The sequence below is a fragment of the Mucilaginibacter sp. P25 genome (genome assembly GCF_050859465.1).
GTDB lineage: Bacteria > Bacteroidota > Bacteroidia > Sphingobacteriales > Sphingobacteriaceae > Mucilaginibacter > Mucilaginibacter gossypii.
The window spans coordinates 3,685,080-3,697,381 of record NZ_CP193937.1 but is presented as its reverse complement, the minus strand read 5'-3'; the positions used below and the strand labels follow the sequence as shown (position 1 = coordinate 3,697,381).

Below are 12,302 nucleotides of genomic sequence, written 5' to 3'. Positions count from 1 at the left end.
GATCAGCTGATAATCTACGTTTTCCGGTTCGCTGAGCTGACCTGCTTTGAAGGCTGATAAATCAGTCTTAACTTTTTTAAAAAAGCTAACTGTTTTTGCACATCAGCAGCGGTGCCGATATGTTCTAATCCGTTTGTGTAGCTTAGTTCAAGTTGGGGCAAATGCAATTTAGTGTAGCCGGCTACAAAATCATTGCAAAAAGCATCAAACGTTTGCTGACCAAAAGCAAAAGAAGAAGTTAAAATAAAAAACAAAAAAACAAGAGGTCGCCTCATAACAACGGAGTGGTTAACAAACCTAAATATTTGCTTTGATTAATTTATGCAAAAACAAAACTCCTGTTAACCATTATCAGCAATCCAAAAGCATTTTGCTTAAGTTGACTGGATGTAGCTGTGCAATTGCTCAATGGTTTCCCGTTGCGAATGGATAGTTTCGTACACCACATCACTCATTGAAATAATACCGCATAGCTGATCGGCCACATCAAACACCGGTAAATACCTGATATTATTTTCGCTCATGATCAGCATGCATTCATCAACTGATGATTCGGGGGTGATCCTCGGGAAATTGGTACTTATGATCTCGCCAGCGGTGGTTCTCGTCGGAGTGTTTACCCATTAAAATGATTTTACGGGAGTAATCCCTCTCTGTCATCAGGCCCATATACCTGCCATTTTCAGTTACCACTACCGAGCCGATGTTTTTTTCGGCCATCAGTTTCAACACGTTAAACACGGTGGTATCAGCAGGTACTGCAGTAACATTGTTTCCCTTACGGGCCAGGATATGCTTTACACTTTTCATAAATACTCAGGTTAATTTGGTAAATTCAAGATACGAATAAGTAACAGAAAAACAATGGATTGTGGAAAACAAAATCTATTCAGGCTAAAAAAACCGTTCGGCCATGCAGTTAAACCAATCCTTATATTGTAACAAAACGGGTGTCCCAATTTTTTGATTCCCGAAAAAAATTAAAAAAATGCCGGCTGTCTTTTTTGCAGAAAAACAAATGTTCCATTTTTTGAGTCTGAAACGCGGGACAGCATAAAAATAAAACAAATTGATAATCAGCTAATTAGTATATTCGATGAAACATACATAACTAATTAAAAATCAGATAATAAAACTGATAAGAGTAAAAACAGCGGAGGTTTTACAGAAGATTTGACGCCATATTTATTCAACCTCTTTTTTTGTTTTTATCGTAACTTTTTGAATAAGTTACTCTAATAATAAAAGGCGCTGACAAAATAGCTTCACCAACAATCTCGGTTTCTTTGATTAAAAAAGCCCCCCGGTAATTAAACCGAAGGGCTACCAACCTATATAAAAACAAACCTATTGTTTTCTCTTTCCCCAAATGGCAGTGCCATGGTTATCTAACCCGGTAAATATCAGGGTTGATGTTATTTTGTTTTCCCAGTCGCGCTCGCGTTCAACTTTTAGCTTGTAATTATCGCCGTTGCTGTATTTAAGCTCAAGCCATGGAGCGGTAAATGTCCATTTATCAGCAGCGTTACCATCAATAGTACCGGCAACGTCCAGTTTAAAGGTTGTTGAAACCTGGAAATCCGGATTGGTTTGCTCGGTACCATAACCCGGTACAACATGATAATTCAGCGTGATTTTTTCATAGGTCCCTGCCACATCGGTCGCAGCTATAGTTGTTTGAGCAACATTGGCATAGCGCTCAGGCGATACTATTGGCCAGCCGTCGGTTGTCCATGATATTTTACGAACGTGCAGGTCCATAAAGTACGAGTTAATACCCGGCCTGCCCTGGTGCGCCATGTAATATTGCCCGCTACCGTTGTCAAACACTGCGCAATGCCCTGTGCCCTGCCAGCCGCTTTGGTTGCTGAACTGGTATGGCGCAAGGATCATAGGGCCATGATCTTCATTGGTATTGATGTCATGCCCGTTATAATCATAAAACGGACCGGTCGGGCTATCGCCCCGCCCAACCCTAACATTATACTTGGTTTGCAGCCAGTCATAACTGATAAACAGGAAATACTTTTTCAGATCGGGGTTGTAGATCACTTCCGCGCCTTCAATGTTACCATTGTATTTGCCGCCGGTAAAACCGCGGTTAGCTATGCGCTTGCCCTTATCGCCCGAACTGGCCGCCAGGCCGGTTGAAGGATCAAGTTTAAGGATATAGATCCCGTCCCAGGCCGAGCCATAGTACATATACTGCTCGCCGGTGGTTGTAGTTATTACGGTTGGGTCGATAGCGTTGGTTTGGATACTGGCATCATTGGTTGATGTTACAACGAGGCCTTTCTCCGTCCAGGGGCCGTCAGGCGATGAAGCCGTCGCCATACCGATAACACTCAGGCGTGCTACAGGCGATGAAAGCGAATAATACAATCTGTACTCCGAACCCACCTTCATTACGTAAGGTGCCCATAAGGCGTTGTAAGGCGTACCGCCTTTACCCGTAATATAGGCAGATCCCTGCGCCGGCAATGACGAAAATACCCAACCCACATACTCCCACTGCACCAAATCCTTCGACCTGCGGATTTGCAGGCCCGGCCTTACATCAGTACCAAAAGCCACATCAGTACTATAGCAATAATAATAATCACCAAACTTTTTAATGGATGGGTCATGCACGTTATACACTGTCCACTTAGGATAATAGGTAAATGCCGCAATATCCGCATAAGTATCACTGATACTGTTGATATCAAACGCTGTTGTTACCGGTGGAGTCGTGGTAGTATCCGTTTTAGTTGGCGCAGGTGTCTCCTTTTTTGAGCAGGAAAACAGCACTGTTGTCAATGCGGTTATTAAATATAGATTTTTCGCTGTATTCATCGTCGTGTTCGTCTCGTTCTTATCTAAAAACTCATGTCATTTCGAGTGATAGCGAGAAATCTTATACTACATACTTTGTGGACTTGCTTATCCGCTTTGTGTATCGTACAAGATTTCTCTCTCGCCCCCTCGCTCGTCCCCCCCTTGCTCTATCGAAATGACAAGGGTTGTTAACTAAGGTTGGATGGGGCTAATACCCCGTATTTTGTACCAAACCAACATTGGTTTGCACTTCGCTAAGCGGTATCGGCAAATACTCCTTACCTGCGGTATAGGTATTAAATTCCGGGTCGCGGGACTTTAGCCAGGCCAGTTTAGTTGCATCCTGTAACCAGCCCCAGCGACGGATATCATCAAAACGGTGACCTTCCAACGAAAACTCCAGGAAACGTTCGTGACCTATCTGATCGCGCATCTCAGCCTGGCTCATGCCCGGTTTTACCGTAGCTAAGTTTGGCAAACCAACACGGCTGCGTACCCGCTGGATGTATTGATAAGCATCGTTTGTCTGGCCCAATTCGTTCAAACACTCAGCGTACATCAGCAGTACATCAGCATAACGCATCAATCTTTCGTTGATACCTGATCTCCAGTCATACTCATCGGCCTGGCCGCTGTCGCCATTTTCATACTTATGGCAAAACAGGGCATTTAATGAGGAGCTGCCGGCGTAGCGGGCGGCAAAATCCTGGTTATATAATTTTTCGCCGGGTTTGTTGTAATACATGGTTACATCCAAACGTGGGTCGACACCGCCGCTGGTTGTTTTCTCCTGCAGATATTCATTGTATAATGCAGGCGTTGGCTGCACATCTGTAAAACCAAAGCTCGCCGCGCCAAAGGTGATGGCACGGGCAGATGTACGGCCCCATCCTGATGACGGATCGCCTCCCCAGCCCAGATCAGTACCTCCGGCATCCCTTGAAAACTGAACCTCAAAAATTGATTCGGAGTTATTTTCATTATTGGCAAAAAAGTTATCGTAGTAATTAGGCACAAGGCTATAAGTACCCATATCAATAACTGATTTGAACTCGGCAGCAGCTTCGGCGTATTTTTTTGTAAACAGGTAGGTTTTCCCCAGAAACGCCGCTGCTGCTCCCCTGGTAGCGCGACCTATCTGTCCATCGGGCGATAAGCCACTGTAAGTTGTTGGCAGCATACCTTCGGCAGCTTTAAAATCGCTGATCACTTGCGCCCAAACTACATCCTGGGGCTGTTGTTTTTGAAAATAATCGGCACTTGAGCCGGCAGGAACCAACGGCATAGGCACGTTTTTATAAAAATCGGCCAGGTGAAAATAGTACAGGCCTCGCAGAAAATAAGCCTGGCCTAATACACGTTTCTTCAGTTCGGCATCCATATTAATGGCGGGTACATATTTCAGCACTTCGTTTGCGCGTAAAATACCCTGGTAGTAGGCTGTCCATGAAAACAGCACACCGGCACCGGTGCTTTGCATATTAAACTTACCCATGTTATAGATCTGGTCCCAGGGGCTATAGCTTGTCGCATCATCGCCCCTTGTGTTTTCCACTATCGGCGAAAAGCGCATGTATGAACCATCAATGATTAAACTGCCGTATACCGCATTGATTCCCTTTACGGCATCACTGGCATTTTGCCAAAACGTTTGGGTGGTTTGTGCGTTAGGGTTTACTGTGGTTAAATCACTCTTTTTGCATCCCATGGCAAATGCAGCTACCAACAATAGCGTTAATAATGCCTTTGTATATATCGTTTTCATTATAAATAATGTTAAATCGTTAATCAGTTTTTATAATCCTAATTGTAAGCCTACCAGTAAAGTGCGCGGATTAGGGAACGAACCGTAATCAAAACCGCGGTTAATGGTACCATCGTTAATAAAATCCGGGTCGAAGCCCTTGTATTTAGTGATGGTGTACAGATTTTGTCCAGACAGGTAAACCCGCAAGCTCCTGATCACATGTGTACGGTTCAGCAAACTTGTTGGGAGCGTATAACCCAATTGCGCGGTTTGCAGGCGGGCGTAAGAGCCGCTCTGAATAAACCTGTCCGAATTGCGGTTATTGGCATTAGGATCACCTATGATAGGGCGGGGCACGTTGGTGTTGGTATTAGTTGGTGTCCAGTAATTTAATTCATCAGTGCTGGCGTTGGTATATTGGCCTGTCATTAAAGACTGGTACACCCCATTGGCTATTTTACTGCCATAGTTACCTTGTATAAATACTGATGCATCAAAGCTTTTATAATTAGCACTGAAGTTAAAGCCATAGTAAAGTTTTGGTATAGCGGAGCCTAAGTAAACACGGTCGTTATCGTTGATGATGCCGTTATGATCAGTATCAACAAACTTAACATCGCCCGGGGCTGCCCCTGTTTGGGTGGCATGAGCCGCTACATCTGCTGCATCTTTGAAAATACCTTCAGTTTTAAATGCATACAGCTCGCCTACCTCACCGCCAACAGCTGTTTTGCTGTATGCACCGTAAATTGGGTTACCACCATTGCCTAAGGATAATACTTTATTTTTAACCGTTGAAGCGTTTGCGCTGATGGTGTAATTGAACGGACCGTTATCCCTGCTGCGATAAGTGACCGTAAACTCAATACCTTTATTGGTAAAAGAAGCAGCATTAACCAGTGGAGTGTTAATAGCGCCTACGGAAACCGGGATTGGCACAGGTAAAAGAATGCCTATAATTTTGTTAACATAATACTCCGACGAAAAGCTTAACCGATCCTGAAAAAGGCTCAAATCCAAACCAACGTTGCTGGTACGTTTTTGCTCCCATTTGTTAGTTTGGTCAAATACCTGTGTTTGGGTTGCGCCAGGCGCCAATGTATTACCAAATACATAACTGGCATTGGCATTTACAACGGCCTGGTATGGGTAAAATGCAAGCGCGTTTACGTTACCCAATGTACCGTATCCCGCCTTTAATTTTAATTGGGTAATAGCTTCGGGCAGGTGCAGGAATTTTTCTTTATTGATATTCCAGCCAACAGATACGCCGGCAAAATTACCAAAGCGGTTATACGCTGGCAACTGCGATGTACCATCACGCCTGTAATTGGCGGTTAGCAGGTAACGATCATCATAGTTGTAGTTTACGCGGCCAAATATTGGCGAGTAAAATTTACGCTCGTTGCTGTTGCCAAATACTGTTTTATCGGTAGTGTTACTCACATTATCAAACGCAAACAGGTATGGCTGCGGCAGATTATAGGCTATACCGGTAAGGTTATCATTCTTATCTTTTTGATAAGCCGTACCTGCCAGTAATTCTACATTATGCTTTTTGATATTGAATTTGTAGCTCAGCGTATTTTCAACAAGGGCGGTATAGTAATTACCACGGGCATCGCTGTAGTAAGCCGTTGTGTTGGGATAAAACCAGCCCAGGTCATAAATAGGGTCGAAATAAGTGTTCTTGAAATCGTTACGGTCATAGCTTGCGTTAAGACGATATTTCAGGTTTTTGATAAACTCAATCTCCATCCATGCCGATGCCAGCATACGATTGCGTTGCCCCGTGCTGTTTAACAAATTATTTACACCAATAATATTCAAAGAGATGGCCCTTTGGGTATTTTGATCAACACCGCCATAACCACCAACACGGTTAGGATCGTAAATAGGCATGGTAGGGATAGCTGTAACAAGATCAACTATCTGGTTACCTGTACCATGTAAATGTGGATATGCCAGATTGTTATAATCGCCTTCGGTATAGGCAAACTTAGTACCGAAAGACACGATGCCTTTTTTACCCTGGATATTACCACTCAGGTTATAGCGCGTATATGAAGGGCCAGACACGGTTGTGCCGGTTTGGTTAAAATAATCAAAGGCGACGTTATAGCTCATGTTTTCGTTACCGCCGGATAAGCCAAGGTCATGGCTTTGGGTGTAGCCTGTTCTGAAGCCCGATTTTTGCCAGTCGGTATTTACGTTGCTGATAAATTTGCTTGATGACGGATCATTGCCCGGAGCCAATGATAAGCCAGCATTGGTTTCGGCAGCATTGGCAATTTTTTGGTACCCTACCCTGTCAGTAACAGACAGTGTTTTTGGATTTTTCTGGAAGCCTGCATAACCATTGTAGTTGATCTTCATGGCGCCGTTGCGGCCTTTTTTAGTAGTGATGATAACCACACCATTGGCACCGCGGAAACCATAAATGGCACCTGCCGACGCATCTTTAATTACCTGCATGCTTTCGATATCAGTTGTAGGGAAATCGAAAGGTTCCATAGTTGGTACACCATCAATGATATATAGCGGGTTGTTGTTGATCAGCGAGCTCACACCACGAATCCGGATAGAAACGCCTTCGCCCGGTACACCTGAACCATTTACCTGTACGCCCGCAACCTGCCCCTGCAAGGCCCTTGCAACATCGGGAGTTACACGTTTATTGGCGTCCTTTACGTTCACCACAGCAACCGAACCTGTAAGATTTTCCTTTTTCTGTGTGCCGTATCCAACCACAATTACCTCGTTTAAAGAATTGGATGCTGCTTTCAACTGTATATTGATGAGCGAATTGCCACTTATTGTCACCTCCTGTGAAGTGTAGCCAACAAATGAAAATACAAGCACCACACCTTCCGTGTTAACATCGGGTATTTTTATATTATAACGGCCCTGCACGTCGGTTTGTGCACTTACGTTCGTCCCTTTTACTTTTACAGTAACGCCAGGCAAAGGCAGGCCTTCATCATCGGTTACCTTACCACTCACAGTACCGGGGGCCATTGCCTTGCCCTTTTCTGTAAGTATAACCAGGTTATTATCACCCAGCGTATAACTCAGGTTGGTATTGCTAAGTACAATTTTCATCACCTCTTCAAGCGATGCATCTTTTGTATTTAAACTGGCGGGCATATCGTTTTTCAACAACATATCGTCGTTATACAAAAAGCGATAGTCAGACTTTTTTCGATTTCCTTTAACGCCTTTTTCAGGGGCATGTTTTGAAAATTAACGTTGATGCGGGTCTGACCATATCCCTTTGAAAACGCCTGCAACGAGGAGGCGAGTACCAGGATACAGATAAATTTAAACATAAGAAGTACTTTCAAAAATTGGTTCAGCCGCAATGGGTTAATGCGGTGTGCATTTTTTTCATAATTTAGCATTAAGGTTATTTTAACTATTTGGTTTATAGAAGGACTGGTAGTTAACTTGTACCACATTATAATGGGGGGATGCGGGAACATCTTCCCATTTTTTATGGTTTCAGATTTGATACTTATTTACGCATAGGCTCTTTCATAAAGGTTTATTAATTAATAAATTACAATTTGGTTAGTGTCAATTTTATAACGAAACGCCGCCGTTTTCTGCAGGCTCAATAAAGCCTTATTAATCGATTCTTTTTGAAATTTCCCCGTAAAGCGCAGCTTTTTTACATCTTCATTTTCAAAAACGATGTTCACATTATATCTGCGCTCCATTTTTTGGGCGATGTTTTCAAAATCTTCAGCGTCAAAGGCCAGTTTATTTTCAAGCCATAAGGCTTCTGACGGCAAGGTATCCTTTTTGGCCTGGTGAATGCGGCTCAGTGCTATAAGCGGAGTTTCTTCGGCTATCTTATATGTTGGGGTATTACTTTTAAGTTGCAGTTCCTGGTTGTTGATCACCGTAATTTTTTCTGATGGGTTAAGGATGATCTTTTTTTCGGGATTTTTTAAAACGGTAAGTTCAATTTTACCGCGAATGAGTGCGGCTTCGGATGTTTTATCATTATTATATGAACGCACATTGAATTTAGTACCTAACACCCTGATACTGATAGTTGTGGTAGTAACTACAAAAGGGTGCTGCGGATCTTTAACAACATCAAAAAAGCCTCACCCACCAGGGATACTTTTCTTTCCTCGGTGCCAAAATCATTATTATAAGTAAGCTTGCTGCCCATATTAAGCCAAACACGACTGCCATCGGGCAATTGAATTTTGCTGATGCCGTTTTTAGGAGCAGTTATTTCATTGGGTTTCCCGGTAGTGATAGTTTCTTTGCGGGTAAACCAAAATATGCCCAGCATCAAACATGCGGCAGCTAATAACGATCCCAGTTTAATGATCCCGTTTTTTTCTTTTGCTTTGGATTGAGATAATTTGAGCGGCTTGTTCAGCCTCTTTTTCTTCAATGACATCAAGTTCGGTTTCAAAAGCATCCCATTTGCTTAACAGCTTTTCATCCTGGCTTGCTTGCTGATCATTTTTCCAGATCGCTTCCAGTCCATCCATTGGGTACATACCGGCGGCTTCCTGTTGCTGCAACAGTTGTTCAAGTTCAAGTAACTCTTCGGGCGAAGCTTCACCATTTAACTTTTTACCAATAAGTATCCAGATGTTGTTGATCATTATTTACAGCTCTATATATAAAGACTGTAAATAATCAGGATACCCCAGTGGGCAGATCAAATATTTTTTGAAATTTTTTCGGGGCTGGCAGGCATCGCCGCTTTTTCGGTGTCTTTTAACCCTTGCGCAAGGGTTTTCAACGCGTTGCCCATATGGTATTCAACCGTTTTTATAGAGATATCGAGCAGGTCGGCTACTTCGCGATATTTCAAGCCGTCCTCTTTTATCAGCTTAAAAACCAGGCGGCATTGTTCGGAAAGTTTGTTTAAAGTAGTATTGATGAGTTTGGTAAGATCTTCATAAACCAGCTTGTCTTCACCTGTAGCGCCCGAATCGGCAACGTCTACGTTTATATCATCAATATTTACGCTTTTAAGCTGATTTTTGGATAGGCAGGTAAGCGACTTATTTTTAACCGATGTATAGCAGTAATAAGTAAGGTTATTGATCTCCGCAATAGAAGCCCGGCGCCCCCAAAGGTTCATGAAAACATCGTTGGTGATTTCTTCGGCCAGTTCATCCTGCTTTACCAGTGATTTTGCCAGGTTAAATAATTTACCATAATAAGCCAGGTACAGCCTTTTAAAGGAAGCCCTGCTGCTGTTTAAAGCAATATCATTAAGTAAGTACCTAATCTCGGTGTCCAGCATCTCCTTATCGGTTGTATTTACTTTGATCAAAAACCGTGAAACAGTTCTTGTATAGTTAAATTAATATAATTGGCTATTGGTCTTCATTAAAGCAAAGTCATTGCCCTAATTAAAATCTAAGATATGACATTTTATTTTAATTGTTCAAAAAACAATTAAAATATTTTTTTGCCTTTACAAAATACGGTATGCTAAATTGTTTTATCCAACTAAAACATACAACAGCTAAAAAACGCCTTCAAATAGCATAAAATCCAACTGCCTGACTTTTACCTGTACTTAATATTAATTTTAATTGTCAAATAAACAATAATAAAACAACGCATTTTTTGATTTAAATTAATGTTTCCCATCCCAATTAACCGCTTCAGGGGAATAAAATCAAAAAACAGGTACAATAAATATTTTCATATATTTAGTTCCGAATTTATTTACACTAATGCCCTACAAACCTGGACTTCACATTTTATCTGAATTTACATCTGCTAAACATAGCCAACTGTTATCCAGTGCAGATTGTCATCAATTATTCGATGAGCTTATTACCCACTTCCAGCTAAATAAGGTTGGTGAGGTTTATCATGATTTTGAGGGTGGCGGCTTTACTGCGGTTATTTGCCTTACAGAGTCGCACATGTCTATCCATACCTGGCCCGAATATGGCACAGCTACCTTTGATGTGTTCCTTTCTAATTACCAGCGCGAAAATGATGACAAGACCCGTGCTTTATACAGCAGCGTGCTTGAATTTTTTGAAGGGGTTGAACTACAGAAAAACGAAATAAAGAGATAGCATGGCCACATTAAACCCTAAAGCATTTCCTTTTTCGGATTCGATTACCTGCCCTAATTGCCACAAGCCCATCACACTATATGATCATATTGCTTGTGAGGCAGCGGCTTGCCCTTCATGCTACTCCTATCTGTTATTTGGCACTGATGGCAAATCTTACGTTAAAGACCGCCTTGTTTCAATTCAAAACAAACCTGTTTTGCCCATAGGTACCGAAGGTCTGCTCCGCGATGTGGAGTATAAAGTGATAGCCTATATCGAAAAGAAGGAAGCAGCCTACAACCAATACCAATGGCGCGAATACATGCTTTACAATTACGCCAAAGGCTACGCTTTTTTGGCCGAATTTGATGGGCACTGGTCGCTAATTGCAGGCAAAAGCTTTTTTCCAGATCTTGAAAAATCAAAAAGAGCCTCGAAAATACAGCCTTATACCAGGGGCTTGAGTTTAACCTTTTTAACTCTTACCGCCCCGTAATTCACTCGCTCATCGGAGAATTTGACTGGGATATCCGCGACAGAAAGGATCAAAGCGCGTGAATACATCAGGCCACCATTTTTACTAACATGGGAGCAAAATCAGCGTACCCAACAAGAGGACTGGTATCTTGGCGAATACATTGAAGAGCGAGAGATCGCAGCTGCTTTTAAAATTCCATTGGGTAACTTTCCTTCAAAAGTTGGTATTGGGGCAAACCAGGCGTCCAAACACAGGGCACGCTGGAATGGCGCCTTGATGATAAGCGGCATTGCCATTATCGCTTTTTTATTGATACAGCTTTGGGTTGGATACTTGCGGCCCGAAACAGTTTTACTTGAACATAGCTATTCGCTTGATTTACGGCCCCGGCCTGCAGATACTGCAAAAAGAAAAAGTGTTATGGTTACGGGAGATCATAAAACAACCGATAGTACAGCTACCGCTATAGGTAACATATTACAGGACAGCGCCAAAGCCATTGACTCATTTGCCCGGGACACTGCCGGTGCAAATGTAAAGCCTGACAGCGCAGGCAACTTTGAATTTAAATCATTCAAAACGCCAACATTTAAAATAGAAGATGGCCCGGTGCCTTTGGAAATAGAACTATCATCGCAAGTTGATAATAACTGGCTTTCCACAACTATTGAACTGGTAAGCGAAAAAGACAATCAAACCTGGAGCCTTACCAAAGACATTGAATACTATCACGGTGTTGAGGACGGCGAAAGCTGGTCCGAAGGCGGCTTACATGAAACGGTTTTGCTTTCAGAGATCCCGCCGGGCAAATACCATGTAAACATGTATCCCTATTCGGGTTCAAGTTTGGTCAATTCGCTTGATGTAAAGGTTACCGAAAGCGTGACTTTATGGAGAAATATTCTGATCACATTTTTAATACTGTGCCTTTATCCGCTGTATTGCTGGTACCGCGCACGCAGATTTGAAGTTAACCGCTGGATGAACAGCGACTTTTCACCTTATCAAAAAGACGACGACAGAATGAAACTCATCAAATCAAACATAGCATATATAGTTATAGCATCATTGATAGTAGTGTATTTTACTTTCGATGCATTTAATGGCATAGCCTTTTGGCAAAGTAATGATGTAGAACGTAATGCAGGATATCATGGTACGGTAGCGCACTCTGGGTATGGGGTTAGGTTTTATCACAAATAAT

The 12,302-nt window shown here is 42.4% G+C and carries 13 protein-coding genes; 3 read left to right on the top strand and 10 right to left on the bottom strand.

The genetic code is table 11. The features are described from left to right. Window positions 1-14: 14 nt before the first annotated feature. The 10 genes from ACRQ5D_RS18705 to ACRQ5D_RS18660 form a co-directional block, all read right to left on the bottom strand. On the bottom strand, window positions 15-254 hold the full coding sequence (locus tag ACRQ5D_RS18705; protein WP_432326200.1) for a hypothetical protein: 240 nt from the start codon (window positions 252-254) through the stop codon (window positions 15-17). Between the two features lie 120 nt (window positions 255-374). Further along, complete coding sequence (locus ACRQ5D_RS18700; protein WP_432329807.1) at window positions 375-563, bottom strand: CBS domain-containing protein; 189 nt, start codon at window positions 561-563, stop codon at window positions 375-377. Continuing rightward, entirely contained in the window at window positions 541-810 is a 270-nt protein-coding gene (locus ACRQ5D_RS18695) for a CBS domain-containing protein (protein WP_432326198.1), read from the bottom strand. The genes ACRQ5D_RS18700 and ACRQ5D_RS18695 overlap by 23 nt, the downstream gene beginning before the upstream one ends. A 537-nt stretch (window positions 811-1,347) precedes the next feature. Further along, complete coding sequence (locus tag ACRQ5D_RS18690) at window positions 1,348-2,835, bottom strand: arabinan endo-1,5-alpha-L-arabinosidase (RefSeq protein WP_091171048.1); 1,488 nt, start codon at window positions 2,833-2,835, stop codon at window positions 1,348-1,350. Between the two features lie 190 nt (window positions 2,836-3,025). Then, the gene (locus ACRQ5D_RS18685; RefSeq protein WP_091171045.1) at window positions 3,026-4,582 is read right to left on the bottom strand and encodes a RagB/SusD family nutrient uptake outer membrane protein; all 1,557 of its coding nucleotides are present in this window, start codon (window positions 4,580-4,582) and stop codon (window positions 3,026-3,028) included. A 30-nt stretch (window positions 4,583-4,612) separates the two neighbouring features. Beyond that, window positions 4,613-7,744 carry a TonB-dependent receptor gene (locus ACRQ5D_RS18680; RefSeq protein ID WP_431200169.1) on the bottom strand — a complete coding sequence of 1,044 codons (3,132 nt, stop codon included), beginning with the start codon at window positions 7,742-7,744 and terminating at the stop codon, window positions 4,613-4,615. A gap of 371 nt (window positions 7,745-8,115) precedes the next feature. Further along, window positions 8,116-8,616 carry a FecR family protein gene (locus ACRQ5D_RS18675; protein ID WP_432329805.1) on the bottom strand — a complete coding sequence of 167 codons (501 nt, stop codon included), beginning with the start codon at window positions 8,614-8,616 and terminating at the stop codon, window positions 8,116-8,118. Between the two features lie 20 nt (window positions 8,617-8,636). After that, the gene (locus ACRQ5D_RS18670) at window positions 8,637-8,873 is read right to left on the bottom strand and encodes a FecR domain-containing protein (RefSeq protein ID WP_431200167.1); all 237 of its coding nucleotides are present in this window, start codon (window positions 8,871-8,873) and stop codon (window positions 8,637-8,639) included. A gap of 31 nt (window positions 8,874-8,904) precedes the next feature. Further along, window positions 8,905-9,195, bottom strand: coding sequence for a hypothetical protein (locus ACRQ5D_RS18665; RefSeq protein WP_431200166.1), 291 nt, complete (start codon window positions 9,193-9,195; stop codon window positions 8,905-8,907). A gap of 56 nt (window positions 9,196-9,251) precedes the next feature. Continuing rightward, the gene (locus ACRQ5D_RS18660) at window positions 9,252-9,845 is read right to left on the bottom strand and encodes an RNA polymerase sigma-70 factor (RefSeq protein ID WP_432326195.1); all 594 of its coding nucleotides are present in this window, start codon (window positions 9,843-9,845) and stop codon (window positions 9,252-9,254) included. A 439-nt stretch (window positions 9,846-10,284) separates the two neighbouring features. Here ACRQ5D_RS18660 and ACRQ5D_RS18655 point away from each other — a divergent pair, with 439 nt between their 5' ends. The 3 genes from ACRQ5D_RS18655 to ACRQ5D_RS18645 are packed head-to-tail and all read left to right on the top strand — an operon-like array spanning window position 10,285 to window position 12,301. Then, entirely contained in the window at window positions 10,285-10,638 is a 354-nt protein-coding gene (locus tag ACRQ5D_RS18655; RefSeq protein ID WP_091171030.1) for an S-adenosylmethionine decarboxylase family protein, read from the top strand. A 1-nt stretch (window position 10,639) separates the two neighbouring features. After that, window positions 10,640-11,116: a hypothetical protein gene (locus ACRQ5D_RS18650; protein ID WP_432326193.1), complete on the top strand. Its 477-nt coding sequence runs from the start codon at window positions 10,640-10,642 to the stop codon at window positions 11,114-11,116. A gap of 21 nt (window positions 11,117-11,137) precedes the next feature. Then, window positions 11,138-12,301: a hypothetical protein gene (locus tag ACRQ5D_RS18645; RefSeq protein ID WP_432326191.1), complete on the top strand. Its 1,164-nt coding sequence runs from the start codon at window positions 11,138-11,140 to the stop codon at window positions 12,299-12,301. The last annotated feature ends 1 nt before the right edge of the window (window position 12,302 follow it).